At 58.3% G+C, this 23905-nt stretch carries 25 protein-coding genes and 2 pseudogenes; 14 read left to right on the top strand and 13 right to left on the bottom strand.

The features are described 5' to 3' along the window. Positions 1 to 3: 3 nt before the first annotated feature. From ACXMDM_RS11810 to atpD, 8 genes are read right to left on the bottom strand one after another with little or no spacing between them, the layout of a single operon-like run. Positions 4 to 1560 (bottom strand): F0F1 ATP synthase subunit alpha, encoded by a 1557-nt coding sequence (locus ACXMDM_RS11810; RefSeq protein ID WP_071799739.1) that lies wholly within the window; start codon positions 1558 to 1560, stop codon positions 4 to 6. Next, the gene (locus tag ACXMDM_RS11805) at positions 1535 to 2329 is read right to left on the bottom strand and encodes a F0F1 ATP synthase subunit B family protein (RefSeq protein ID WP_071799738.1); all 795 of its coding nucleotides are present in this window, start codon (positions 2327 to 2329) and stop codon (positions 1535 to 1537) included. The genes ACXMDM_RS11810 and ACXMDM_RS11805 overlap by 26 nt, the downstream gene beginning before the upstream one ends. Before the next feature lies 1 nt (position 2330). Beyond that, positions 2331 to 2600, bottom strand: coding sequence for a F0F1 ATP synthase subunit C (locus ACXMDM_RS11800; RefSeq protein WP_071799737.1), 270 nt, complete (start codon positions 2598 to 2600; stop codon positions 2331 to 2333). After that, complete coding sequence (locus ACXMDM_RS11795; RefSeq protein WP_071799736.1) at positions 2597 to 3310, bottom strand: F0F1 ATP synthase subunit A; 714 nt, start codon at positions 3308 to 3310, stop codon at positions 2597 to 2599. Before ACXMDM_RS11795 ends, ACXMDM_RS11800 begins: the two co-directional genes overlap by 4 nt. A 3-nt stretch (positions 3311 to 3313) precedes the next feature. Continuing rightward, positions 3314 to 3622: an ATP synthase subunit I gene (locus ACXMDM_RS11790; RefSeq protein WP_071801825.1), complete on the bottom strand. Its 309-nt coding sequence runs from the start codon at positions 3620 to 3622 to the stop codon at positions 3314 to 3316. Between the two features lie 30 nt (positions 3623 to 3652). Further along, positions 3653 to 3973 (bottom strand): AtpZ/AtpI family protein, encoded by a 321-nt coding sequence (locus ACXMDM_RS11785; RefSeq protein WP_071799735.1) that lies wholly within the window; start codon positions 3971 to 3973, stop codon positions 3653 to 3655. Next, the gene (locus tag ACXMDM_RS11780) at positions 3970 to 4359 is read right to left on the bottom strand and encodes a hypothetical protein (protein WP_071799734.1); all 390 of its coding nucleotides are present in this window, start codon (positions 4357 to 4359) and stop codon (positions 3970 to 3972) included. Before ACXMDM_RS11780 ends, ACXMDM_RS11785 begins: the two co-directional genes overlap by 4 nt. Further along, positions 4359 to 5738, bottom strand: a complete 1380-nt coding sequence (atpD, locus tag ACXMDM_RS11775; RefSeq protein WP_071799733.1) for a F0F1 ATP synthase subunit beta — start codon at positions 5736 to 5738, stop codon at positions 4359 to 4361. Before atpD ends, ACXMDM_RS11780 begins: the two co-directional genes overlap by 1 nt. A gap of 101 nt (positions 5739 to 5839) precedes the next feature. Between atpD and ACXMDM_RS11770 the strand changes: the two genes are divergently transcribed. After that, on the top strand, positions 5840 to 6682 hold the full coding sequence (locus ACXMDM_RS11770; protein ID WP_145537087.1) for a hypothetical protein: 843 nt from the start codon (positions 5840 to 5842) through the stop codon (positions 6680 to 6682). A gap of 172 nt (positions 6683 to 6854) precedes the next feature. Here the strand turns inward: ACXMDM_RS11770 and ACXMDM_RS11765 are convergent. Beyond that, a pseudogene (locus ACXMDM_RS11765) lies at positions 6855 to 7160 on the bottom strand (transposase); the annotation flags it as partial. A gap of 358 nt (positions 7161 to 7518) precedes the next feature. On the opposite strand from ACXMDM_RS11765, the gene ACXMDM_RS11760 reads away from it, so the two are divergent. The 4 genes from ACXMDM_RS11760 (at position 7519) to cysK (ending at position 13951) form a co-directional block, all read left to right on the top strand. Next, on the top strand, positions 7519 to 8928 hold the full coding sequence (locus tag ACXMDM_RS11760; RefSeq protein ID WP_071799730.1) for a cytochrome ubiquinol oxidase subunit I: 1410 nt from the start codon (positions 7519 to 7521) through the stop codon (positions 8926 to 8928). 2 nt (positions 8929 to 8930) lie between these two features. Then, positions 8931 to 9932: a cytochrome d ubiquinol oxidase subunit II gene (gene cydB, locus ACXMDM_RS11755; protein ID WP_071799729.1), complete on the top strand. Its 1002-nt coding sequence runs from the start codon at positions 8931 to 8933 to the stop codon at positions 9930 to 9932. A gap of 424 nt (positions 9933 to 10356) precedes the next feature. Beyond that, the gene (locus ACXMDM_RS11750; protein ID WP_259723012.1) at positions 10357 to 12951 is read left to right on the top strand and encodes a cyclic nucleotide-binding domain-containing protein; all 2595 of its coding nucleotides are present in this window, start codon (positions 10357 to 10359) and stop codon (positions 12949 to 12951) included. 19 nt (positions 12952 to 12970) lie between these two features. Beyond that, positions 12971 to 13951, top strand: a complete 981-nt coding sequence (gene cysK, locus ACXMDM_RS11745) for a cysteine synthase A (protein WP_071799727.1) — start codon at positions 12971 to 12973, stop codon at positions 13949 to 13951. Positions 13952 to 14090: 139 nt separating this feature from the next. On the opposite strand, the gene ACXMDM_RS11740 is transcribed toward cysK, so the two are convergent. Then, positions 14091 to 14630, bottom strand: a complete 540-nt coding sequence (locus ACXMDM_RS11740; RefSeq protein ID WP_071801824.1) for a ferritin-like domain-containing protein — start codon at positions 14628 to 14630, stop codon at positions 14091 to 14093. A gap of 189 nt (positions 14631 to 14819) precedes the next feature. Beyond that, positions 14820 to 15494 (bottom strand): methyltransferase domain-containing protein, encoded by a 675-nt coding sequence (locus ACXMDM_RS11735; RefSeq protein ID WP_071801823.1) that lies wholly within the window; start codon positions 15492 to 15494, stop codon positions 14820 to 14822. Positions 15495 to 15576: 82 nt separating this feature from the next. Here ACXMDM_RS11735 and ACXMDM_RS11730 point away from each other — a divergent pair. Next, a pseudogene (locus ACXMDM_RS11730) lies at positions 15577 to 15807 on the top strand (Rieske (2Fe-2S) protein); the annotation flags it as partial. A gap of 229 nt (positions 15808 to 16036) precedes the next feature. Beyond that, positions 16037 to 16579, top strand: a complete 543-nt coding sequence (locus tag ACXMDM_RS11725; RefSeq protein ID WP_259734974.1) for a rhodanese-like domain-containing protein — start codon at positions 16037 to 16039, stop codon at positions 16577 to 16579. Between the two features lie 76 nt (positions 16580 to 16655). On the opposite strand, the gene ACXMDM_RS11720 is transcribed toward ACXMDM_RS11725, so the two are convergent. After that, a complete protein-coding gene (locus ACXMDM_RS11720; RefSeq protein WP_162922813.1) occupies positions 16656 to 17162 on the bottom strand; it encodes a DUF3122 domain-containing protein in 507 nt (168 codons plus the stop codon). A gap of 184 nt (positions 17163 to 17346) precedes the next feature. Between ACXMDM_RS11720 and ACXMDM_RS11715 the strand changes: the two genes are divergently transcribed. Continuing rightward, positions 17347 to 18639 (top strand): NAD(P)/FAD-dependent oxidoreductase, encoded by a 1293-nt coding sequence (locus ACXMDM_RS11715; protein WP_071799724.1) that lies wholly within the window; start codon positions 17347 to 17349, stop codon positions 18637 to 18639. 14 nt (positions 18640 to 18653) lie between these two features. On the opposite strand, the gene ACXMDM_RS11710 is transcribed toward ACXMDM_RS11715, so the two are convergent. Further along, positions 18654 to 18977 (bottom strand): ArsR/SmtB family transcription factor, encoded by a 324-nt coding sequence (locus ACXMDM_RS11710; protein ID WP_071801821.1) that lies wholly within the window; start codon positions 18975 to 18977, stop codon positions 18654 to 18656. A 153-nt stretch (positions 18978 to 19130) separates the two neighbouring features. Here ACXMDM_RS11710 and ACXMDM_RS11705 point away from each other — a divergent pair, with 153 nt between their 5' ends. The 6 genes from ACXMDM_RS11705 (at position 19131) to ACXMDM_RS11680 (ending at position 23878) form a co-directional block, all read left to right on the top strand. Then, complete coding sequence (locus ACXMDM_RS11705) at positions 19131 to 20294, top strand: rhodanese-like domain-containing protein (RefSeq protein WP_071799723.1); 1164 nt, start codon at positions 19131 to 19133, stop codon at positions 20292 to 20294. An 11-nt stretch (positions 20295 to 20305) separates the two neighbouring features. Then, positions 20306 to 20815: a rhodanese-like domain-containing protein gene (locus ACXMDM_RS11700; protein WP_083544311.1), complete on the top strand. Its 510-nt coding sequence runs from the start codon at positions 20306 to 20308 to the stop codon at positions 20813 to 20815. Beyond that, positions 20812 to 21666, top strand: a complete 855-nt coding sequence (locus tag ACXMDM_RS11695) for a sulfite exporter TauE/SafE family protein (protein WP_071799722.1) — start codon at positions 20812 to 20814, stop codon at positions 21664 to 21666. The genes ACXMDM_RS11700 and ACXMDM_RS11695 overlap by 4 nt, the downstream gene beginning before the upstream one ends. Continuing rightward, positions 21663 to 22112, top strand: coding sequence for a hypothetical protein (locus ACXMDM_RS11690; RefSeq protein WP_259723013.1), 450 nt, complete (start codon positions 21663 to 21665; stop codon positions 22110 to 22112). The genes ACXMDM_RS11695 and ACXMDM_RS11690 overlap by 4 nt, the downstream gene beginning before the upstream one ends. A 353-nt stretch (positions 22113 to 22465) precedes the next feature. Next, complete coding sequence (locus tag ACXMDM_RS11685; protein ID WP_071799720.1) at positions 22466 to 22714, top strand: DUF8653 family protein; 249 nt, start codon at positions 22466 to 22468, stop codon at positions 22712 to 22714. Between the two features lie 66 nt (positions 22715 to 22780). Then, on the top strand, positions 22781 to 23878 hold the full coding sequence (locus ACXMDM_RS11680) for a hypothetical protein (RefSeq protein ID WP_071799719.1): 1098 nt from the start codon (positions 22781 to 22783) through the stop codon (positions 23876 to 23878). The last annotated feature ends 27 nt before the right edge of the window (positions 23879 to 23905 follow it).

Here is a 23905-nt window from a genome sequence, read left to right as displayed (position 1 = left end):
CTTTTATGGCTTTGAGGCTCCGCCAATGGCGGAGCCAATCGTCACGCAGAGTGCCTCACGATCGTCTGCCGTGAGGGGCTCGCCGGCATCAATCCTCTGGCAAAGGGCATCGAGCTCCTGACGCACATGGCTCAGAATACTCGCTTCCTTTTGTTGCAGACTCATCTTCGGCAGCTCGTCAAAGAGCCCCGCATCCGTCCCAAACAACATGGCAACTTGGTCAGACACTGACAAGGGGTTGTGCAGCCCCTGCCGGAGCACATCCCGGATCTGGTGCCCTCGCTGCAAGATTTCACGGGTACTGGAATCAAGTTGGGTTCCAAAACGAGTGAAGAGTTGTATCTCCTGATACTGGGCATAGGCTAAGCGCAGGCCAGGACTAATCTCCCGAAGGGAGGCGAGCTGGGTTTTTGAGCCGACTCGGGAGACCGATTTACCAACGTCCACAGCTGGGAAGATTCCCATTTGGAACAGTTCAGAAGAGAGATATATTTGCCCGTCGGTAATAGAAATTAGATTGGTTGGGACGTAAGCTGAGATATTCTGTGCCTGGGTTTCGATGATTGGCAGCGCAGTAAGAGATCCCCCGCCCAGGGCGGTTGAAAGGTGAGTAGCCCGCTCCAGTAAGCGCGAATGCAGATAGAAGATATCCCCAGGATAAGCTTCACGTCCCGGGGTTCGCCGCAGCAGAAGGGAGATCTCCCGATACGTGCGTGCGTGGTGGGTGAGATCATCATAAACAATCAGCACATCACGCCCCTTCTCCATAAAGTATTCTGCCATCGTGGTAGCGGCATAAGGTGTAACATAGCGCAGCCCTGGTGAATCCTGTCCCGAGGCAACAATTACGATGCTATACTCCATTGCGCCATATTTTGAGAGGGTCGCAATCACGTTCGCGATGGAGGCTGAACGCTGTCCCATCGCGCAGTAAATGCATATAACGTCCTTGCCTTTCTGATTGAGTATCGTATCAATAGCCAGCAGAGTCTTTCCTGTCTGACGATCTCCGATGATGAGCTCCCTCTGGCCTCGGCCGATCGGAATCAGTGCATCAACAACTTTCCAGCCGGTCTGAAGTGGCACCGTTACTGCCGCCCGCTCCAGGATCGCCGGACCTTCGCGTTCGATTGGGCGCATCGCGCTGAATTCGACGGCTCCCAATCCGTCAAGTGGTTCACCTAAGGCCGTGATCGTGCGGCCCAGCAGACCCTCACCAACCGGCACCTCCACGACCCGGCCTGTTCGAACGACCGGATCCCCGGCACTGAGATGACGACCGTCCCCCAGCAGGACCACTCCTACTTCCTCAGGGTCGAGATTGAAGGCGATTCCAAGAAGGGATGACGTGCCTGATCGCTCATCCTGGCAAGAGAAACTGACGAGTTCATCAGATCGCACATTAGGAAGTCCACTCACTTGAGCAATTCCACCTCGTACAGAAAGGGTGACGCCAATCTCCTGTACGGAAAGGGCCGGGCAGAACACGGCGACGGAACGACTCAGCGAATCCAGCGCCCCGAGCAAAGCAGCTTCAAGCTGATGTTGTCGCTGAGTCATGAAGGGAGCCGCTGTTCGGAAGGAGGGCCTTGGTTAGATGTTGATCGAGATCGCTAAGGTAGTGATCCAGCGTCCAGCGGATCGCTTTCCCTTCAATCCCAAGCTGGATGCCAATGGGGAACAGGGGATCATCGATGAATGTTACACATCCGTTGCAAGCGAGAGACGCAAGCAACTGATCAATCAGAGCCTGACGGAGTTCCGCTGAAAGGGGGAATGAGGTACGGACCGTGATAGGTCCATTACTTTTCCCATCCTTTACCTGAATTGAATTTCGCTCGAAGGGCTCAAGATGCTTCAGCCTATCGAGAAACACATCCACAATCTGATGCTCAAGATTGGCGTTGGCTAGATCCTTTAGCGCCTTGCGTGCAATGGACTGACTCTCCTGAAGGACTCGCTGACTCACAGTCAGGAGGCAGGCCTCCTTCTCTTCTTTGAGCGACAGATAACTGCGATGGCGTAGCTCATCCAGCTCATTGCGCATGCGACTGAGCTGATCATTACGCTGCGCCTGCACGTCGGCATTGGCCTCGGCGAGGAGCTGCTGATGATGCGCTTCAAGATCACGGCGGAGGCGCTGCTGCTCCTCCATTTCCCCCTGGGCCGTTTGCTGAAATTCTTTTGCTTTCTCGATGTCGTGCATGATTCGATCCCGACGCTTTCGAATTACATTGCGGATTGGATCGTAGAGAACCCAGCGAAGCAGGGCTACAAGGAGTAAAAAATTAAAAATCTGGGCCGCAACAATAAACCAGTCAACAAGCATGTCAGAGTCCTTTGAAATAAATCCAAAATGGATTAACGAAAATCAGGACCATCGCTACAACCAGGCAATAAATGGCGGTTGACTCAACCATCGCCAGCCCAACAAAGAGGGTGCGGGTAATTACATTGGCCTTATCAGGCTGCTGGGCCAACGCTCCCAAAGCGCGTGCAACCGCCCAGCCTTCCCCCAGGGCAGGGCCAATCGAGCCCACGGCCATCGTAAAGGCGGCTCCAGCGATGGAGGCTATGCCTATTAGGGCGAGGTCACTCATGGGGGGGCTCCAGTTTTTTTGACGGGGGAGTAACCCCGGGATTCATCACTAATGCTAGCCGCTGATGAGATATAGACCAACGAAAGCACCGCGAAGACATAGGCCTGAATCACTCCAAAAACAAGTCCCATCGCCTGCATCAGAGCCGGGATAAAGAACGGCACAATGGACAGAAGGATAGCTGTGATCAGGCTTCCGCTCATTATATTGCCAAACAGACGCATTGCAAGCGCAACCGTTCGAGAGAACTCACCGATGATCTGAAAGGGCAACATCAGCGGTGTTGGCTTCAAGTAGGAGAGTAGGTAGCGGCGCAAGCCTAAATGACCAATGCCATAAATGGGAACCGCAAAAAATACACAAATCGAAAGTGCTACGGTAGTCGAAAGTGAACCGGTTGGCGGCTCGAAGCCGGGAATGATTGTCAGAATGTTGGCGGTTACAATGAATAAAAATAGGCTACCAACGAAGGGTAGGTAAAGAGTTGGATCTTGCTGTGTAACATCCTCAATTTGTTGGCAGATTTCCTCAACAATAGTCTCAACAATAGATTGCACGTGGGAGGGAATGCCTTCGGCGCTTAGGCCTCGCCCTAACCACAGGGAGAAGCCGACCAGCACGGCTATCGTGAGCCAGGTGAAGACTATGGTGGCACTGAGTGTCCAAGGCCCCCAGCTTGCAATCACGTTCGTATCGGGGCTTAGCTGCATGCCTTAGTCATCCAGAAAAGTAGGCTCTGTTGAAGGGATGGGGCGCCAGCGGAGGATCAGCAGAGAGCGGGCGAGTACAAAACCCAGTAGGGCGGCAGCCACACGTTGCCACTGGCCTGCGGCCACAAAATAGAAAACAGGAACTGCTATGGCAACCCTTGCCAGCCCGCTTCCAAGCATCAGTAGCACCGGATTGGAGGAGCGAGGTAGATGGCGCACTGTGAGCCATAGAGAGGTGAAAAAGCACAGACCCAGTACAAACCCGACAAGCAGGGCTATCAGAAGTGAAACGTTAGCGAGAAGTGCTGCCACGCTAGAATTCAGAGACAAAGGACCTGACCATTATGGCTCGTCCTGCTGCTGTTGCATCCATCGCCAGGCGTTCCAACAGCCCAGCACGATTCCGAGTATTAAGAACATTAATGTCCATGAATAGGAGTTGGGGAAACGCCTGTCAATCCACATCCCCAGCGCAAGACCAAGCAGTGCCGGCAGGGTTACAGACCAGCCCACCATTCCAGATAGACCAAGCCCCCTAATCACGATGTTCCGATCACCCTCAGCCTTGGCGCGAAGCCGACTTTCGGCCTTATACCGCACTTGAGAGGCAAGCGATGGTGGCTTTTGCCGGGGTCGGAAACTCTTGCCGCTAGTCGGTCTCATCCCCACTCTCCCAGCCCCGCCAGGCCATGCACAAAGCTGGCTTCTAGTCTCGCCAGTACGGCACGAGCCTGCTCTTCCCGCACATCAAGGGCCTGAAACTTTTCCACCACTGTCTTTTGCAACGTCTCCAGGGATCCTCCTGCCACGCCTTGACGAACTGTGACCATCAACTGACTCCCTCTCTTGAGCAGAAGTCCCTCGTCCACTGCCACGAATCCATCGCGACCATCTAAGTATTCATATGAAAGAATCCCTGGGACCAGGGTGCTCACCAGATCGGCATGATGCGGAAGCAGAGCGAAGTATCCGCTTTGGCTCTCCGCCAGCACCTTAACGACATCGGCCCGAAGGATCTCCTCAAAGGGCGCCAGCACCTGCAACTCCATCAGGCCACAGCCTCGTCAATGGTACCAATCATGTAGAGCGCGGATTCGGGAACTTGAGCGAAATCATCGTTGAGGATCCGTTCACATCCCTCCAGAGCGTCGATAAGTTTCACATGTCGACCGGGTTTGCCGGTGAATTGCTCGGTAGTGAAGAAAGGTTGTGTGAGAAACTTTTCCAGTCGCCGAGCCCGGTTTACTAACTTGCGATCATAGGAAGACAACTCCTCGATCCCCAGCATCGCAATGAGATCTTTCAGTTCTTCGTAGGTTGCCAGAGCTTCTCTAACGGCAAGCGCGATGGAATAGTGGCGCTGGCCGGCGATGCCACTCATCAGCATTTTGGAATTCGAGCCAAGGCTATCAACAGCAGGATAGAAGCCCTGGCTGGCCCGCTTACGTGATAGCAGAATTGTGGAGGAGAGGTGACCGAACGTATGTACGGCTGCGGGGTCTGTGAAGTCGTCAGCTGGAACATACACAGCCTGAATCGAGGTGATCGCCCCCGAGGAGGTGCTGGAGATCCGTTCCTCAAGCGCCGCCAGCTCAGAGGCCAAGGCCGGTTGGTAGCCGACCTTGGATGGCAGTTCCCCCATTAAACCAGAGACTTCCTGGCCTGCCTGAATGAAACGATAAATATTATCTATTAGCAGCAGCACATCTTGGTGAGCGTCATCACGAAAGTATTCAGCCATCGTTAGAGCTGCGTGGCCTACCCTGTAACGGGCACCCGGCGGCTTGCTCATCTGACCGAAGACCATCACGGTCTTGTCCAGAAGCTCCGCGTTTTGCATGGCGCGATAAAGATCTTCTCCCTCTCTACTTCTTTCTCCGATTCCGCAAAACAGGCTAATCCCTTGATGGTGACGCACCATGTTGTGGATCATTTCCATGATCAGCACTGTCTTCCCCACTCCGGCCCCACCGAATAGCCCCGCCTTGCCACCACGTTCCACTGGAGTCAGGATATCGATTATCTTGATGCCCGTTTCCAGAATTTCCGGATGGGTCGATAGTTCGACTAATGGAACGGTGGATTGGTGAATGGATCGCCGGGCCACGCCCTCGATTCGATCACCCTGATCGATAGCCTCCCCGAATACATTTAACATGCGTCCCAGCAGTTGTTTGCCGACTGGAACCCTTAACGAATGACCAGTGTCGATAACAAGTGAGCCCCTCGCCAGCCCTGAGGCCGTGGTCAAGGCGATGCACCGCACGACCTCGGTGCTGAGATGGCTGACTACTTCAATCACGACATGGCCATCTTCTCCAGCATCCAATCGATTCAATAGTGACGGAAGTTGTTGAGGAAAATGCACATCAACAACGCTCTCCCGAACTGCAACGACAGTACCTCTGTTGGTTTTTTCCAATGCCATGGGCCCAGTTTTGACTCATTTCCCTGGTTGCCGCCAGGTCCGGTGGACAACCATTCTCCTTTTTTCTAGCCTTCTGGGGTGGGCTTCTGCCCTCTGAGCACATGCACCTGAACAAAAGCCATCTGGTTTCCCTGCTGGTATCCACCCTCTGGATGCTTCCTGCCCAGGGGTCGCTGCTCGTGGATCTGGATAAAGCTCTGATCCGATGGAGCAATGACGACGACCCCTGGATCCGGGTGCGCTTTCAGGGGGAGATCAGACCGGTCGCCGAAGTACCACACTATGGTTTCCCCATAGGGCCTGATCGAAGCCTGCGCTTCATTCCTTGTCAACCTCCTGCCAGTGGATCGCCCATAGGATGCGAGATTCCTAATACGCCGCAAGGTGCTGCCGGGCTGGTGGTCGGCGCTCCGCTCGTCGTGTCCGAGCGCATGTACTACACACACGCGTGGCGGCGAGGATTGGTGAATACCAGTCCTGAAGAGGATATTCTCGCTATCGCCATGCGCCACACAGGAGCCTTTCTCCGTGACAAGGGGCAGCTGAAAAACAATCTGCCCGACACCAGCACTGCCTTTCAGAAATTCTTAGGCGCGCTCTCGGGAGCAAAGGCTGCAGGTAGTTCGGCGCCGATCATCAAACGGGCAGATAGGGCGGCAAGGATGTTTGCCGTGTTTCGGGATCTATGGCAGGAAGTGAATACTTATGCTTCACGTGATCTGAGTATGCCCTGCAGCAGCTTGCAGAAGAAGGCGGAGGCCTTCAACTCAGCGGCTGGCGCTGACCTCGTCCGTATGGAGAAGCGAAGTCCTAGAGGTGTCTGTTTCTTCTGCAGGAACGTCTGCACCCTGGAATCAGCTCATTCCCTCTTGAAATCCATGAAGCAGGCCCTAGCCGATAAGTTGTTGGATGCCACCAAGTCACCGGTCCAACCAGGTTTGTAGCATCACCATGTAGATGCTCTTGTTTTTCGTCATGGTAAGTGGTGCCATGTGGCGATAGCCTGCCAAAGGCGCGATCGAGCGCGGCCCCCATCCCTGCGAGCAGCAATTTTTCAGCAGGCATGGCAAGCTGAGCCAGAACAGTGCGCTTTGTGCAGGCAGATTGTGGAATACAGGAAATATGCGAGCAAAGTCTTTGGAGCTTCTCCAGGATTGAAACCGCCGTAGCCGTCCAGCTGAACGGGGCCTTGGTCTAGTTGTAGGCGGCGATGAATTGCTTGATTTTGCCGATCAGCTCCTTGATGCTGGAGATGTTGCCGCGGCGGATCGCCCGCTGCGTGATGATTCCAAACCAACGCTCCACCTGGTTAAGCCAGGAGGCGTAGGTGGGGGTGTAGTGGATAGGGAAACGGGTCCGCTGGGCCAGCCAGGTGCGGACTTTGGCGTGCTTATGCGTGGCGTAGTTGTCGACGATCCGGTGGTGACGTGACCCCCATGCCGGTCACGTTCCACCGCCCCACCAGGCCGCTCAGGGCAATGCTGCAGAGCAAAGCGCAGAACCTGCGCGCCGTGGATGGTTGGGGTATGAGGTCGACCAACAAGCGTCAAAGGCAGCCTATGCAGACTCCGCGGAACGGGCCACGGCCGCAAAGGGCCAGCAAAGGGTGGAAACATCCCCTTTGTGAATTCGCCAGCAACAGAATGGTGATTGCAACATTCCATTGCACCCCCACGGCTTGTCCTAGCTTGCCACAGACTGGTGCCACTATCAAAGCTTGGCAAGCTGGCCGGCTTGTTGTCACGGTGTCGCTCCCGCACCTCTCCGCCGCAGCTTCTCCATGAACTGGCTTGCCGACACCATCGTCCTCTCACGGCTGCAGTTCGCCCTGACGGCGATCTTTCACATGCTCTGGCCCGTTCTCTCCACTGGGCTGGCGATCTATCTGGTGGTACTCGAAGCCATCTGGCTGCGCACACGCAACCCCCTGTATTACCACCAGTGCCGCTTCTGGGCAAAGCTCTACGTGCTCAACTTCGGCATCGGCGTGGCCTCGGGGCTGCCGATGGAGTTCCAGTTCGGCACCAACTGGGCGCCCCTATCCGAATTCGCCGGTGATTTCTTCGGCTCAGTGCTGGGCTTTGAGGGGGCGATGGCCTTCATGCTCGAGGCCGGTTTTCTCGGGATCATGCTGTACGGCTGGACGCGGGTGCCGCCGGCCATCCACTTCCTCTCCACGGTGATGGTGGCCTTCGGCGCCAACCTCTCGGTGTTCTGGATCCTCAGCGCCAACTCCTGGCTGCAGACCCCATCGGGCGGCACCTTCTCCGATGGTCACTTCCAGGTGCAGAACTATTTTGCTGCGATCAATAACCCCTTCATGGTCAAAAGTGTGATCCACATGGCCCTGGCCACGCTGGAAACTTCGATGCTCGTAGTGGCGGCGATCAGTGCCTGGTCGCTGATGCGCAGCAAGGCGCCGGAGTTTTTCCTGTTCTCCTTCAAGCTGGCGCTGGTGATCCTGCTGGCGGTAGCGCCGCTGCAGATTCTGGCCGGCCACGAAAGCGCTGTGCAGGTGGCCGAATACCAGCCCACCAAACTGGCGGCAATCGAGGCCCTCTGGGACGATCAGGCCGCCGGCAGCTCCCCCGCCTGGAGCGTGCTGGCAGCCCCTGATGAGGCTAGCGGCAGCAACCGCTGGAGCCTGGCGCTGCCTGGAGCCTTCAGCTGGATCCTGGAAACACGGCCCCAGCTCAGCCAGCCGTTGCGGGGTCTCAATAGCTGGCCCGCCGACCAACGGCCGCACATGGTGGGGCTGCTCTTCTATTCCTTCCGGGTGATGGTGGCGATCGGCCTGGCAGCAGCGGCCCTGATGGCCCTCAGCCTGCTGTTCTGGTGGCGCGGCCGCCTCAGCGCCGACAGCTTAGGCCAGTGGCCCTGGTTCAGCTGGGCCTGGATCCTCTCGGCCCCGGCCGGCTACCTGGCGATCGAATCGGGCTGGGTGGTGCGTTGCGTGGGCCGCCAGCCCTGGACCGTCTATGGCCAGCTGCGCACCGCTGACGCGGCCTCGGTCCTGCCCGCCGCAGAGGTGCTCACCAGCTTGAGCGGTTTCGCCGTGATCTACACGGTGCTACTGATCTTTGCGCTCTACTTCGGTTCCCAAATCATTGCCAAGGGCCCGAATCTCAGCCTCGAGCCCCCGAATGGTGGAGGGGCCAGCGTTCTTGCCAACCCCACCCCGAGCGCCTGAGCATGGACTTCCTCGAATGGTTCATGCCCACGGTCTGGTTCGTGATCCTGGCCCTGTTCCTGCTGCTCTATGTGATTCTCGATGGCTTTGATCTGGGGGTGGGCATCCTGTCGCTTACCTCAACGGGTGAGACCCAGCGCAGCGTGCTGATGACCAGCCTCGGCAATGTCTGGGATGCCAACGAAACCTGGCTGGTGCTGATGGGCGGTGCTCTATTTGGGGCCTTTCCGCTGGCCTACGGCACCATCCTCAAGGCGCTCTATGGCCCCATCTATCTGATGATCCTGGGACTGATCCTGCGGGCCGTCGCTTTTGAATTCCGCGAGAACTCCATCAATAAGCGTCCCTGGAATCTGATGTTCGGCATCGGCAGCTTGGTGGCTGCCGCCTCTCAGGGCATCTGCCTTGGCACCGTTCTCTCCGGCATCCCCACCGATGCCGCTGGCCACTTCACCGGCTCCGTCTGGATCTGGGTCAACCCCAGCAGCCTGCTGGTGGCTATTACGCTCATCCAGGGCTACGTTCTGATCGGTTCCACTTACCTGATCCTTAAAACCAGCGGTGAACTGCAGCGGCTCCACGTTCGCACCGCCCGTCTGGCGGCTGCCACCACCCTTGGTGGGGCCCTGCTGATCACGGTCACGGCACCCTTCGTGTCGGAGTCGCTACGCGAACGACTGTTCGATCCCTCCTTTCTGCCCTTTTTTGTGGTGTTGCCTCTCGTGGGCATTGCCTTGATCGTGCAGCTGTTCCGCAGCTTGGCGATGGAGCAGGAGATATGGCCATTTGTTTATACCGTTCTGTTGTTTGTCGTTAGCTTTGCTGGCTTAGGTGTAATGGTTTTCCCGGCGGTGATTCCGCCGTCGATCACGATCTTTCAGGCCTCAGCGTCGGTGAGTTCGCTGGTGTTCATGCTCACCTTTATTGGTGTACTGATCCCAATCATGCTATTTTATAATATCTATAACTATATTGCCTTCCGTGGCAAGGTGAGCACCGAATGAGATCAGCCTATGGGTCTGAATAAAGCAAAGCTATTCAACGAATGGCACTGATCCTCACCCTTCCTCGTATTCGTCCCTTCTTGCTGGGAGTTGTGCTCATCATCGGCCTGTCGGGGGGGACCGCTCTAGGCGACTGCCGAGGGATCTGCCATGCTCGCAGCGTAACAGAGTGGAATGTGAGTGAAACGTGCGATAAAGATCTTGGAGGATATCAAACGTGGGTAGCAGCATTAGAGCCATCGTGGCATGCTGTTTGAGTCGGACTTGAATCGAGGCCAACCAAAACTTAAAAAAACCAGCAACTTTACGGAAGTCGTCAATTATTAAGCCTTGAAGCTATTACCATGAAAGCATGGTTAGTGTTTTCCCCAGCCCTCACCCTTCAGGCCTCGATCATCGACCTCTGGGAATGGGCCTTGAAGGAATGCCTGCCCAAGAGGAGAGCCGCATTCAAGAGTACTCAAACTGGCTGCAATTCCATCGCCTCTGGGGGCAGCTACCTGATCTTGCCCGAAAAGAATTAGCGCGATCGCTACACCTGCTGAGGGTTGAAGCTGGAACGCTGATCTACCGTGAAGGTCAATCGTCACTGGGATTGTATCTGCTGAAGTGGGGGGCCGTAGAGATTCAGCGGCTTTCTCCGATCGGTCAATCACTCATTCGTCAGCGCAGTGCGGGTGAGCTTTTTGGCTACGTTTCGCTCCTGGCCAATCCAGGCAGCGCCCAACACCAGACGCAGGCCATCGCCCTGACAGCCAGTGAAATCTGGTTTTTGCCCCAGCGTCTGTTGCGGCAGCTCACGCAGCAGTACACCGAGATTGAGCATCTGTTCAATACTGTGCTGGCTGAAGATCTCAATGCCTTTAGCACCCGTATCGCCCGGGAACAGCAACGCGTCCAAGGGTTGCGGGATTACATCTGCTCGGTGCCAGCAGGCGAGACCATCCTGGGCAGCAGCAAATTCAGCCAGAAGCTGAACGACACGATTGACCAAGCTGCCACGCTGCTCCAGCCGGTCGTCCTGCTCGGGCCGAAGGGCTCTGGTAAGACCTTCGTTGCCGGGCTGATTCATAGTCGCTCGGGCCTGGCAGACCAACCTTTTGCAGAACTGGACTGTGGGCAGCTGCCTCGATCAGCACATGGTGCCCTCAACACAGATTTGTTATTTGGCCGTGAAGGGTCTGAGGCCGGGCTCATTGAACTAATGGAGCGTGGAACGTTGTTGCTGAGCAACCTCCAGGTTCTCAGTGTGGAGGATCAAGCTCGTCTGATTGCCTATTGCAACACTGGCAACATTCAGCTCAATGTTGCGTCCAATAGTACCCCCAAAACTTTTCCGTCGTTGGTACGGCTCATTTTTACATCTCCTGAAAAGTTGGTACTTTCAGGCTTTGAGGGTATGACGATCAAACTGTTCAGTCTTTCCCAGCGAAAGGCTGATATTCCTGACTTTACTAGTCACTTCCTCGCGCAGTCTTGTCAAGCCCAGAGTCGTCCACTGATGACCCTCTCTCAGTCGGATCTACGCCGCCTGATCAGCTATGCCTATCCCGGCAACATCATAGAGCTAGCGGCGATTCTTAACCGTGCAGTGATTATGTCACCTGCCGGGCAGTTGATCATTCCAGAGCAGGCTCTTTGGTCGGTGCAGTCGCCAAGAAATGCCTTCCGCGTCGACCTGCTCACCCAGATTCCCTGGCTAAGGGGTCTTTTGCTGAGCCGCTGGTACCCCGAAGGTCTGTGGATCGTGATGATGGCGCTTTTTGTGCCCGTAACCCTGGCTGGATTTTTGGGGCCGCAAACACGAGAGAGCAGTGTGACCTTGAATTTCTTTTGGGCTTGGTGGTGGCCGGGATATTTGCTGTTGTTTGTTTTCATTGGCCGGCTGTGGTGTGCAGTTTGTCCCTTTATGATCACAGCGGAATGGTTGCGACGCGCCTCGCTGTGGTTATTCCCTCGCCAGCAGCTGCCGTGGCCAACCCAATGGCTCAATCGCTGGGGGGCGTGGGTGCTATTCGGCGGCTTTGTGGTGATTTATCTATGGGAAAAGCTCTGGGACTTGCCCAACAGTGCCTATCTCTCGGCCTGGCTGCTCCTGGCGATTACCGCAGGAGCGGTGATTTGTAGCCTGATCTACGAGCGGCGTTTGTGGTGCCGCTATCTCTGCCCCATCGGTGGCATGAATGGCATGTTTGCCAAACTCGCCATGGTTGAGTTGCGCTCAGATCAACAGGTGTGTGGTAGCCAATGCAGCACTTTTGGATGCTACAAGGGGAGCGACGCTACGACTGTTACTTTTGCCGATTCGCTTGCTAGCGAAGGGCAGGCGACGGGGGGCTGCCCGCTCTATTCACATCCCGCACAGCTTCAAGATAATCGTGATTGTGTTCTGTGCATGACCTGCTTGAAAGCCTGCCCGAATCGTTCGGTTCAGCTTAATCTGCGCTTTCCCACCACAGATCTGCTGGAGAATCACCAGGGATTCTGGGCTGAAGTGGCCCTCCTGTTGTTGCTTTTGGGCGGTGTACTGATGCACCACAGCGAAAGAATCCTCTCTGCATTTGGATTCCCTGCTGTACCGGTTGATGCCCAGCATTTTTGGAGCAGCGCCGTGATTGCACTGCTCTTGCTCAGTCTTCCGGCTTTGGCGACCTATCTGGCGCATGCGATCGCGCGCCGATTTGATCCCGACCAGCCTCCCTATCTCACGGCTATTTACGCTTATCTTCCTTTCACCCTGGCTCTTAATCTGGCTCACTATGTGCCTGCGGCGATGACAGAAGCGGGGAAGATTGTGCCAGTTTTTGCCCGCAGCCTTGGATTCAGCGGGATTGGTTTACCCATTCTCACCTGGAGCGCTGATGTAGCCGTCTTCATACAGGGCGTGACATTGCTTGCAGCTCTGGTGTTCAGCCTCTATCCGCTGTTGAGAATCACAAAACGGACGCTACTGAGCAACTTGCCCCACCTTCTCTTGATGGTTGGACTAACAGTCGGTGGCTTCTGGCTCATTGTTTGAACGACCCATCAGAAACACCATGAAGATCTATCCCAGTGTGCTTGAAGTGATCGGACGCACGCCTCTGGTGCAGCTTCAACGGCTGCCGCGGAGGTGGGGCTGTGACGCAGATATCGTCTTAAAGCTTGAAGGTCTCAATCCTGCCCAGTCGGTCAAAGATCGAATTGCGGCGAGCATGATTATGGAGGCGGAAAATGCTGGGTTGATCCAACCAGGGATCTCCACCATTGTTGAAGCAACCTCTGGGAATACCGGGATTGGTCTTGCCATGGTCTGTGCGGCAAGGGGCTATCGGCTGATTCTGACGATGCCTGAACATATGAGCAGAGAGCGGCAACAGATCTTACGTGCCTATGGTGCTGAGGTTATCTTGACCGCTGCTCAAGCTGATATGCCTGGAGCGATTGCCCATGCCAACTATCTGCTGGGAACGTTGACGAATGCTTTTTCGCCGCATCAATTCAGCAATCCTGCCAACCCTAAAATTCACTATGAAACCACCGGTCCTGAAATCTGGGAAGACACCGATGGCGATTTTGGGGTTTTCGTCGTTGGCGTTGGAACAGGCGGTACGCTCACGGGAGCTGGACAATACCTCAAGCAGCAGAACCCTCTTCTCAAGATTGTTGCTGTTGAACCGTCCCATAGCGCCATACTAAGTGGGCAACCTGCAGGACAACACGATCTTCAGGGCCTTGGGGCGGGCTTCATTCCTGATGTCTTGAGAATTGATTTGATCGATGAGATCATTACAGTTACCGAGGCTCAAGCCTATGAAACTGGACGGCAACTAGCTCAGGAAGAAGGGATTTTGAGTGGTATTTCAACAGGCGCGGCAGTGTATGCCGCGGTGCAGATCGGACGGAGACCTGAGTTTCAAGGTCAACGTATTGTTGTCATCCAACCGAGTGGTGGGGAGCGTTATCTCAGCACGCGCATGTGGAATTCAGCCAAACCCACAGGGCCATTACCTGAAACTCTCAGCGAGTCCGAGCTTTAGCCTATTGCGACCTCGAATGATCGATGAATATATAGCTATGACCTGATAACTTTACGAATCATGCCAGCAGCTCAACCTCTTGACCCCAATTGCATAGTCGGCTTGAAGCACAGAGAACTGTGCGTGATGGTTTCCGCCTTTATTGCTCAGGTATCAGCGGCATTCGACCATGCCGCTGCCTTCCGCAGTGGCCTCGCCCTCGACGACCGCCGCCTCCACCGCCTGGGCATGCATTGTTCACTTGGGCAGCCACAGGATTTGTGTTGAAGTTGAACCGGGCTGCAGCACGCTGAAAGGCAGCCAGGTGGCGGTTCTGGGAGGCCGACCGCAGGCGTTCAAACACCCGTAGCATTTCTGGCCGTTGGGTAGCCCTCAGGATCCGTTGGTAGAGATCAACGTTGTCGATCTCTGCCTGCACACCGGCTTCACAGGCCTCCTGCGCGCTGGCGTAATGGCTCAGGTTTACCGCACTCCAGGGATTGGTAGGAACGGTGAGGTTGTAGCGGTGAAAAAGATGCTGCAAGGCCTGAATATGGCGCTGCTCCGAATCGCGGATGTGCTGAAAAGGGCGTACCGGCCCAAAGTCCTCCAGTACCTGGGTATAGGTGGCCCAGGCGTGATACTCGTCGTTCAGAGCATCGTGCAGTGCCTGGATTTCGGCGTCAGTCAGTGAAGTCATCACACGGGCCGCAGAACGGCCGGGCAAGAGAGCGGGTGCTGCCGGTGATGGCTTCACCATGGAGTCATTCTAATGTCTTTATCCTGATATCGTTGTATTAATCTGAAGTCGGATGCCTTATTCGCTGGGCCTGTTACGGGGCAACGGCTGCGGGATGGTCCCGGGACAAGCCGCCTGCGTCAATCAGGGTCAGCACCCACTCGGTTTTCGCCAAAGACCCAGCCACTCCTCACGGCGCTGGGCCACGGATCCCTGGGCCGGCTCCCAGATGTCTGAGACGAAACCAGCCTGGCGCCATTGGCAGGCCAGCTCCTGCGGGTCACTGCCAAAGGGCGGGCCGCCTTCGCGGCTCTGGCAGAACAGCAAGCCGAGCAGCCAGCCGCCTGGCTTGAGCAGTCTTTGGATCGTGCCTAGGTAGGCCTTGCGCAGACCTGGATCGATGGCACAGAAACAGGTGTGCTCGACCACGCCATCCAAGCTTCCCTTGGTCAGACCGGCAGCGCTGAGCGCAGACGCATCAAACAGATCGGCCTGGAGCCAACGCAACTCGGAGCGATCGGGGCCATGAATCCGGCGCGCCTCCTGAATGGCCACACTGCTGAAGTCCAGCGCCACCGCCGAAAACCCGAGTTCAGCCAGCAGGGCTGCCTCATGCCCGCGTCCGCAGCCAGGGACCAGCACTTTCCCTTTGTGCGCAGGTGACTCGGGATGGCAACGCAGAAATTTCTCCAACGGCGGAGCTGGCTGGCCCAGTTCCCAGCCATCACCCCCTTCTCTGTAGCGCTGGTTCCAGCGCCCTGGATCGCAGCTCAGAGCGGAAGCACGGCCCGGGACGTTCTGTGAGGTAGGCAGGGGTCTGCTCATCAGTTCAATTTGGTCAGGTTTGGACACTGTGGCTGGATTTCGGTGGTCGCCACCACCACCTGATTTTGAACTCACGGGCCGGTTCTTCATTCCGCCCCGTTCGGCGGCCGGCGGCGGGGGAGTGATGGTCCGCGACGAGCTGGGTAGCCCAATCACGGCCGCTGGCTGGCTCAACAGCCATCAGGGCGGCGATGCCATCAACGGCTACGGCATCAACGCCATCCGCACCCACCTGGGCTGCGTCGTGCCTTGGGATTCGGCGCCAGGGAAGTTCATCTGCCTTTGCCACGGCAGCCAGTACGACGATGCCGGCCTGGCAGGAGGGGATCTCCAGGATCGCTGCCGATTCAGCGATGGATTTTGATGGATCTACCAGCCAGAATCGGGTGGAGGCCGCTTTTGCGGGTCCACGACCTCCGCTCAAGTCCGATGCCTTTCGCCCTTAACGTTGTCTACCCCGTGCTGACGGGGGTGGGGCGGTGCTGCTGGAATCGCTGGCAGGCTTTTACTGGCTTCGCCAATGTTCAAAAGTTGCTGAGCGCATGAACACTGTTCCCCACCAGAAAATCTGGGCTTCGATCACCTCAGCGCTTTTTGGCGTTGCCTTGATGGCTTTTATTCTGCTTGGCATTGGTAGCCATCCAATCGCCATGGCTGCTAACACGGCGGCTGCAACCACAGTGCCAACAACTTCAGTGAATCCAACCCCAATAGAAACAGCTGTTGGTCACTACCTTGATCTCCTGCCCGCAAATTTTCATGCGATCGGCTCGGTTCCAGCCATGAAGAGCCTGATCGAAGCTGGCAATTCTATGCTTATCGATGTTCGTAATCCAGCGGAGTATGAGGTTGGTCACATCCCTGGAGCGATCAATCTTCCGCTCAGCGACTTGGAACGGCATCTTGATGCCGTTCCGCACGATCAAGACGTCGTTGTGTATTGCTCAACCGGGTATCGAGCGGCCATGGCCGTGATGGCCCTTCAGCTGCAGGGCTTTGATCGTGTCAAGGGTTTCCCGCCTGGTTTCGTTGGCTGGGAAGCCGCAGAACAAGCTGTGATCCCATCAGCGAACAATTGGCCATGAGCGGATCAGTCCATCGAGTTTGATCAGCCCAGTTGGCTGGAAGGCTCCTGAGCTGGGGCCTTCCATGCCGGTGTGCTCAGGTCAGGTCGCTGCGCCGCTGAACCGATCCCATCGCGTGGAGTTCCAGCACCTGCTCGGGGCTGAGGTTGAAGTCAAGAACACCTTGGCCGCTGGGAACGGCGACGTGGAGGGGCAGGGCTTCACTGGGCCGTGGCATCAAGGCATCGAGATCGAACTGGGCCGATCCGGCGGGAACCACTGAGCCATCGCTGGGCACGATTTCTTCGCTGCGATTGGGCAGGTTCCACTCCTGACCCAGCGAATCGCTCAAGACCAGATCGGTCCCGTGATCCAGGGTTGTTTTGGCATCCAGGGCGTTGAAGCGGATGCGCAGGCCAGAGGGGTACTCCGGGAAAGGCTGCTCAAAGACCTGGGCGCTGAGGCGATGGCCCGCCTGATCGCTGAGCGACCAGGTATCCGCCGCAAGGGCTGGCGACGTTCCCAGCAACAACGCCATCAGCAGCGGCAGGACGCCCAGCAACCATTGCATCGGACGAAGCTCACCCCGGTCAAGGCAATTCATGGCTCTAAACGCATAAAGGCCTAGCAATTCTAGTGCAAGCATCGGGACTGGGCTGTTGGTCTTCGCCGTGCTGCGCCAGGCTGGCTCTTACCCGCTTATGGCTACAAACGCATCAACAGATGTGCCAATGGCGGCACGGCGCGCCAGGCCGGGTTAGAGCTAAAGGCGAGCTCGGGATGGAGAGATGGCTGAATCTGCTTCCAGCGCAAGGCACTTCCAGGTTTTGATTGTCGGTGGCGGCTCCGGCGGGCTCATCGTCGCGGCCCAGTTGCTGCGGGCTCGGCCCGGCCTGGATCTGGCCATCCTGGAGCCCGCAGCCGTCCACGAGTACCAGTCCGGCTGGATCCCGGCTGGAGCTGGTCTGTTGGCGCTCGAGCAGACCCACCGTTCCGAGGCCAGCGTGATCCCGGCTGGGGCTGTCTGGATTCAGGGCAGCGCCGCAAGTTTTGAACCCCAGGCCCGCCGGGTGATCACGGCCGCCGGCGAAGCCCTCAGCTACGACGTGCTGGTGGTGGCCATGGGTCTCCAGCTCAATTGGAGTCAGATCAAAGGGCTGCCGGAGGCACTCGGCAGCTACGGCATCATCAGCAACTACTCACGCGCCCACATCGCGACCACCTGGGAGGCGATCCGCAGCTTCAAGGGTGGTACGGCTGTTTTCAGCCACCCTGCCACCCCGATCAAATGCGGCGGTGCTCCCCAGAAGGTGATGTATCTGGCCGATGACATCTTCCAGGCCACCAGCGGTGTGGGCGTGAACGCCCGGGTGATCTTCTGCACGGCCCTGGCCCATCTCTATCCGGTGAAGGCCTACAACGCCACGGTTGAGCGCGTCGTGGCGCGCCGGGGGATCGAGACCCGTCTGCTCCACAACTTGATCGAGGTGCGCGCCGAGGAACAGCTGGCGATCTTCGAGGTCAGCTCAGAAGGTAAGCCGCCCCAGCAAGAGGCGATCCACTTCGACCTCTTGCATGTGGTGCCGCCGATGTCGGCCCCTGATGTGATGGCCGCCAGTCCCCTGGCCATCAAAGGACCGGGTGGCTGGGTGGACGTGAACAGGCTCACTTGCCAGCACAAGCGCTTTGCCGATGTGTTCGCCCTCGGTGATGTGAGCTCTCTGCCCACCTCCAAGAGCCTGGCCGCCATCCGTGGCCAGGCGCCGGTGTTGGTGGCCAACCTGCTGGCCCAGCTCGATGCTGCTCCCCTACCGGCCCAGTACGACGGCTATACGGCCTGCCCGTTGATCACCGGTTTTGGCCGCGTGGTGATGGCGGAATTTGACTACCAGCTCCAGCCGGTCAGCTCCTTCCTCGTGGATCCAACCAAGGAGCGCTGGAGCATGTGGCTGGTGGAAACACGGGTGTTCCCTTGGGTGTACTGGAATCGGGTACTGAAGGGTCGCTTGCTCGAAAGTCGTTTCATCAAGCCGTTGGCTCCGCTGGTGCGCTGGCTGGGGCTGGCGCATCAGCAGCCGTGATCAAGCCGGAGTGATCAGACCGCCTGCAGCTGCCGAAGTTGCTTCTCCAAGCGCTGCCTCAGGCGGCCCTGAACCAGGTTGCAGAGTTCCTCCACCAACGGGTCGGCCACCGTGTAAATCAGGCGCGTGCCATCACGTTCGCAACGGATCAGGCCGGCACGCTGTAGTTGGCCGAGCTGACGGCTGATGTGCGACTGGCTGAAGCCCGTGGCTTCGATCAGGGAGGTCACATCCCTGGCCTTGCCGTGCTTGAGCTGGCAGAGCAACTGCAGGCGTGCCGGTTCACTCAGGAGCCGAAAGAAACCGCTGAGTTCTTCGAGGAGCTCGGGGCTGGGCATGGAATCGGCGGCGGCCATGAATGGTCTTTATGACGCTCAAAGCATTATGCCAAAAACATGTCAACCCTGGCGCCTAACTCCACTGCGCTCATAAAAAAAACGCTTCTAAGCTCTTTATGCGGTTATGCTCATAGCAGTTGCCGTTGCTCTCCCATGGCCGTTGCTCGCGCTCCAGCGTCTGCCGCCCTGTCCCTGGCCGCTGCAGCCGGTGGTCAGCCCCTGCTCTTCCGCCAGCTCTTTGACGCCGGCACCGGCACCTTCACCTACCTACTCGCCGATGTCAGCAGCCGCCAGGGCCTGCTGATCGATTCGGTTTTCGAGCAGCACGACCGCGATCTCTCCTTGATCCGCGAACTGGGCATCGAGCTGCTGGCCTGCCTCGACACCCATGCCCACGCCGACCACGTGACGGGCAGCTGGCTGATGCACGCCGCCACCGGCAGCGCCATCGGTTTGGCCGCCAGCGTCGGGGCGGAACACGTGAGCCTGCCCCTGCAGCACGGTGATCGGGTGGCCTTCGGAGAGCGGGCCCTGGAGGTGCGCGCCACACCGGGGCACACCAATGGCTGTCTCAGCTTTGTACTCGACGACCACAGCCTGGCCTTCTGTGGCGACGCCCTGCTGGTGCGGGGCTGCGGCCGCTGCGACTTCCAGCAGGGCGACGCCCATACCCTCTACCGCTCGATCACCGAGCAACTCCTCTCGTTGCCGGAGTCCTGCCTGCTTTATCCAGGCCACGACTACACCGGCCGAGGCGTCACCTCGGTGGCTGAGGAGAAGGCCTTCAACGCCCGCCTCGGTGGCGAGGCCAACGAACGCGATTTCGTCGTCTACATGGAGACGATGAAATTGCCCCACCCCCACCGCATCGCCATCGCCCTGCCCGGCAATCTGCGTTCCGGCAAACCCCGCGAGGATTCAACGGCCGGAGGTGCCTCCTGGGCGCAGGTCCAGCGCAGTTATGCCGGCCTGCCCGAGCTGCCGCCGGCCTGGCTCGCCAGCCATCGGGGCGAGGCGGTGGTGGTGGATGTGCGCTCGGCCGAGGAATTCGATGGTCCCGATGGTCGCATCGCCGGCAGCCTGCTGATCCCCTTGCCCGAACTGGAGGCACGGACCGCTGAGATCCCAAAGGATCAACCCGTCGTGGTGCTCTGCCACTCCGGCAGTCGCTCGGCTCTGGGGACCCAGCTCCTGCTCAAGGCAGGACGTCCCCAGGTGGCCAACCTTCGCGGCGGTCTGCGTGCTTGGCAGGCCAATGGCTACCCCCTCAACTTCGCCGACGCTTCATCCCCACAGCCTCGACCACAACTGCCTTGACCACACGAGCCATGACCTCCCAAACCCCACGCCAGCTGGCCGACCAGCTCAAGAGCGACCCGATCAGCGTCGTCGACGTGCGCGAGCCGGTTGAATTCAGCAGCGGATCGATCCCGGGCAGCCGCAACATTCCCCTCTCCCGGCTGGGCCGCACCTCCCTCCCCGAGGGACCATTGGTGTTGGTTTGCCAGAGCGGCAACCGCAGCGCGAAGGGACTGGCCGAGCTGTTGCGGCGGGGACACCCTGATCGCCTCACCGATCTCAGCGGCGGCATCGACGCCTGGCAGCAGGCGGGGCTGCCGATCCACAAACGCAGCGGCGCTCCCCTGCCGCTGATGCGCCAGGTGCAGATCGCGGCCGGGGGGCTGGTGCTTCTCGGTGTGATCCTCAGCACCGTGGCACCGGGATGGATCTGGCTGGCTGGCTTCGTGGGGGCTGGCCTTGTTTTTGCCGGGGTCAGCGGCTTCTGCGGCATGGCCCGCCTGCTTGCTGCCATGCCCTGGAACCGGGTGAGGGCATGATCACCTCCACCGCCCTGCTGTTGATCCTCGGCGGAGCCCTGATCGGCTTCCTGCTGGCGGTGCTCGGGGCTGGTGGTTCGATTCTGTTGTTACCCCTGCTGATCAGCGGTGCCGGGCTGCCGGCCAAGGAGGCCATTCCCCTTTCCCTGGTTGTTGTGATTGTGTTGGCGCTGGCCAACATCGGCCCTTACCTGCGCCGCCGCCAGGTGGCCCTCCGGCCCGCCCTGGTGTTGGGCGTGCCGGCATTGGCGGGAAGCTGGATCGGCGGCAGCCTCGTCAAGGCCGGCTTGATCTCCGAACCGGTGCAGCTGGGGATCTTCGCTGTGGCGGCCCTGGTCGCCTCCTGGCTGCTCACCCGGCGTGGCCCGGCCGCAGATGAAGATGATCGCACCCACTCAGCCAGCGGGACGCTGCGCCGGCCAGCCGCCCTGGCCGTCCAGGGGGTGTTGGTGGGTCTGCTTACCGGCATTGCCGGCGTTGGTGGAGGCTTCGCGCTAGTGCCGGCCCTGGTGCTGCTGGCCGGTTTGCCGATGCCGCTGGCCAGTGGCACCAGCCTGCTGCTGATCATCACCAACAGCCTGGTGGCCCTCGAAGCCCTGGGCCACTGGCCGGCGGCCAGCCTGCCGCTGGTGCTGCCCCTGCTGGCTGGCGGGGCGATCGGCGCCGGGCTGGGCCAGTGGCTGGCCCCCCGGCTCAATGACCGCAAGCTGCGGCGCGGTTTCGCGGCCCTGCTGATCGGCTCGGCCCTGCTCAGTGGCATGGAGGCTGTTCGCCGCCAGACCGCCAGCGCCCAACGTGCCGCGCCGATCAGCTTCCGTTCTGCTCCCCTATCCCTGAGGTCCATGCCATGAGCACACGCACGTTTGAGTTCCGGCTGTGCAGCAGCCACGGTGCTGCCGACCCTGCCAGCGATGAACTTCTGGTGGAATTCCACGCTGACTCCGGAGACTGGCAAGCACAACACCCAAGCCTCAGCACACCAGGGTTCCGGCTCTACCTGCTTTCGTTGTTGCTCTGCCAGCACTTTTATCTGGTGGCCAATGCCCAGGAGCGGGCCATTCCCTTGCAACGGGTGGAGGGGACGTTCACGGTGATCACCAGTTCTGACTGGATTCTTGAGCAGGTGAATGGCCACTTCCGCCTGACGCTTGATCCTGGAGCGCCCGCCGAGGAGTTGGCCCGCGCCGATGACGTGGCCATCGCCTTCATCAGTCGGCGGATGAAGCTCTGCCCTGTGTCGCGCAACCTGCCAGCTGCTGTGGAGAAAGCCATCAGCTTGGAGTTGGCTGAAGCTTGAGCTGACCAGCATCAGCTTCTTTGTGAAGGAGTTGTTGTCCAGAACTGGAATCAGAGCCTGCTCTTGTTACTTCTTGCTATTTGCAAAACTGCCAACTTGATTGGCATTGCCGCATCAATGCAGGCCTGGTGTCTTTGCTCAATACCAGAATAATTTGCTGCAACAGTGACAAATATCCGTAAATGTATTTTTTATCAATACACTCAAAAGAAGGCAGTCTTTATTGTGTTATCGCTCAAGAATGCTTGACTGAGCCGGCCGATCTGTGCGTATCGCTACAGGCTAAACGCTCTCCGGCAATGACTAGCTCAGTAATGAGTTAAGATCCACGCTAACCGCTTTGCATAGATCCAATGATCTTGATTAAAATCAGCAATCCTAGTTCTGTGGTGGCATCAAGGATTGGTCGCTTCTTTGCGAAGCTAACTCCAAGCGGCTTTGATCAAAATAAAGTTGAAGAAGCCTTCATCAAGCAACTTGTTGAGCAGATGGCAGCCCAAGGCATTCAGGGAGAAGTGGCTTCTGTGGAAGGTATCGATCTTTATAATAAAACCATAAAAATTGAAGAGAAAATCCAGATTGGCAGGTACAGGATGATCTGACGGTTACTTTTCGCTATGGCGAAGAAGTCAACGTCCAAGGCTTCAGCGCCGTTTCACTTTAACGCGATGTCACCTGCATTTCGTCCCCTGCTCTGGGCCAGTGCTGTCGCAGGAGGAAGTCTGAGCTATGCCTCCACCGCTTGGCTGCTGAGTGGCCTGACCCCATCGCCGTTGATGAACGCGATGTTGCCGGCTCTCAGCAGTGTGCCGGCCCTGTTTGCGTTGCCACGGCGGCGGTCGGGCTATCTGCTCAAGCTGGTAGCCGTACTGCTGTTGTTGCTTGCCAGCCTCGGGATTCCTGGGCGTTCACCGTTGTGGGTTCTGCTGGCTGCCGTTCTGCTCGCCCTGGGTGAACGCATCAGCGTTCTGCCCATGCAGCAGACCTTGCTCAGGGGCTCGGACCTCAGCGTGAATCAGTTGCGTTCGAGTGGTGACCTGGGGCAATGGATCGGCACGGTGCTGACGGGCGTGCTTTTCCCGTTGGGCCGTGCCTTGGCCCAGTACGTCAACGCCTTGCTTCTGCTGCTGCCCCTGTTGCTGGTGTCACTGCGTGCTGAGCCTGGGGCCGAGGCGGGGATGCCAGAAGAGCCGGTTCCTCAGGAGCTGGACCAGCGCTCGCGTCCCCATCAGGATCAGTTGCATGCCGCCTCCCTGGGTCAGGGGATGTTGTTCGGGGGGCTGTTCGCGATGATCGCCCTCTGGGTGCGCGAGTTGGGGAGCGGCAATTGCTTCGACTTCGGCATGGTTCTCAGCGCCTATCTTCTGGGCCGATCGCTGCGTCGCTTGTTCGTTGGCTTGGCGCCTCCCGGCCGCTATGGCCTGATGGCCGCCTTGTTGCTCGCCACCCAATTTGTGCCGGGCTGGGGCGCCGTGGCGCTGTTTCTGCCCTTGGGTGGAGTGGCCGCCGCAAGCGATCATGGGCTGGCCGAGAGCATCGATGCTGAGGACAAGGCGATGGGCTGGGACCGCCTGGAGCGCTCCGGGAGTGTGGGAGGTTTGGCCGGCAGCTTGGGTATGGGGTTGCTGGCCCAGCTGGCCGGACTGTCCTACGCGTTGCCCATGCAGCTGGGTGGCTTTGGGTTGGCCGTTCTGTTCAGTCTTCGGCGCCCGCGATCACCCGGTGGTTCTACGCGGGTCGCTGCCAGCTGCGATGCCCCAGGATAAAACCAGCCCCGCTGACAGACCCGCTGA

Source organism: Synechococcus sp. CS-603, from assembly GCF_977929215.1.
The sequence above is the reverse complement of the archived record's forward strand: the minus strand, read 5'-3'. Positions and strand labels throughout refer to the sequence as shown.

Bases quoted from the DNA above. Each gene is read 5' to 3' on its own strand.
- ACXMDM_RS11695 (WP_071799722.1), top strand. From the start codon at position 20,812: ATGATCACCTCCACCGCCCTGCTGTTGATCCTCGGCGGAGCCCTGATC.
- ACXMDM_RS11760 (WP_071799730.1), top strand. From the start codon at position 7,519: ATGAACTGGCTTGCCGACACCATCGTCCTCTCACGGCTGCAGTTCGCC.
- ACXMDM_RS11680 (WP_071799719.1), top strand. From the start codon at position 22,781: ATGTCACCTGCATTTCGTCCCCTGCTCTGGGCCAGTGCTGTCGCAGGA.
- atpD (WP_071799733.1), bottom strand. From the start codon at position 5,738: ATGGCATTGGAAAAAACCAACAGAGGTACTGTCGTTGCAGTTCGGGAG.
- ACXMDM_RS11700 (WP_083544311.1), top strand. From the start codon at position 20,306: ATGACCTCCCAAACCCCACGCCAGCTGGCCGACCAGCTCAAGAGCGAC.
- ACXMDM_RS11805 (WP_071799738.1), bottom strand. From the start codon at position 2,329: ATGCTTGTTGACTGGTTTATTGTTGCGGCCCAGATTTTTAATTTTTTA.
- ACXMDM_RS11720 (WP_162922813.1), bottom strand. From the start codon at position 17,162: ATGAATTGCCTTGACCGGGGTGAGCTTCGTCCGATGCAATGGTTGCTG.
- cydB (WP_071799729.1), top strand. From the start codon at position 8,931: ATGGACTTCCTCGAATGGTTCATGCCCACGGTCTGGTTCGTGATCCTG.
- ACXMDM_RS11810 (WP_071799739.1), bottom strand. From the start codon at position 1,560: ATGACTCAGCGACAACATCAGCTTGAAGCTGCTTTGCTCGGGGCGCTG.
- ACXMDM_RS11690 (WP_259723013.1), top strand. From the start codon at position 21,663: ATGAGCACACGCACGTTTGAGTTCCGGCTGTGCAGCAGCCACGGTGCT.
- ACXMDM_RS11750 (WP_259723012.1), top strand. From the start codon at position 10,357: ATGCCTGCCCAAGAGGAGAGCCGCATTCAAGAGTACTCAAACTGGCTG.
- ACXMDM_RS11685 (WP_071799720.1), top strand. From the start codon at position 22,466: ATGATCTTGATTAAAATCAGCAATCCTAGTTCTGTGGTGGCATCAAGG.
- ACXMDM_RS11740 (WP_071801824.1), bottom strand. From the start codon at position 14,630: ATGACTTCACTGACTGACGCCGAAATCCAGGCACTGCACGATGCTCTG.
- ACXMDM_RS11780 (WP_071799734.1), bottom strand. From the start codon at position 4,359: ATGGAGTTGCAGGTGCTGGCGCCCTTTGAGGAGATCCTTCGGGCCGAT.
- ACXMDM_RS11795 (WP_071799736.1), bottom strand. From the start codon at position 3,310: ATGCAGCTAAGCCCCGATACGAACGTGATTGCAAGCTGGGGGCCTTGG.
- ACXMDM_RS11800 (WP_071799737.1), bottom strand. From the start codon at position 2,600: ATGAGTGACCTCGCCCTAATAGGCATAGCCTCCATCGCTGGAGCCGCC.
- ACXMDM_RS11715 (WP_071799724.1), top strand. From the start codon at position 17,347: ATGGCTGAATCTGCTTCCAGCGCAAGGCACTTCCAGGTTTTGATTGTC.
- ACXMDM_RS11735 (WP_071801823.1), bottom strand. From the start codon at position 15,494: ATGAGCAGACCCCTGCCTACCTCACAGAACGTCCCGGGCCGTGCTTCC.
- ACXMDM_RS11725 (WP_259734974.1), top strand. From the start codon at position 16,037: ATGAACACTGTTCCCCACCAGAAAATCTGGGCTTCGATCACCTCAGCG.
- ACXMDM_RS11785 (WP_071799735.1), bottom strand. From the start codon at position 3,973: ATGAGACCGACTAGCGGCAAGAGTTTCCGACCCCGGCAAAAGCCACCA.
- ACXMDM_RS11705 (WP_071799723.1), top strand. From the start codon at position 19,131: ATGGCCGTTGCTCGCGCTCCAGCGTCTGCCGCCCTGTCCCTGGCCGCT.
- cysK (WP_071799727.1), top strand. From the start codon at position 12,971: ATGAAGATCTATCCCAGTGTGCTTGAAGTGATCGGACGCACGCCTCTG.
- ACXMDM_RS11710 (WP_071801821.1), bottom strand. From the start codon at position 18,977: ATGCCCAGCCCCGAGCTCCTCGAAGAACTCAGCGGTTTCTTTCGGCTC.
- ACXMDM_RS11770 (WP_145537087.1), top strand. From the start codon at position 5,840: ATGCACCTGAACAAAAGCCATCTGGTTTCCCTGCTGGTATCCACCCTC.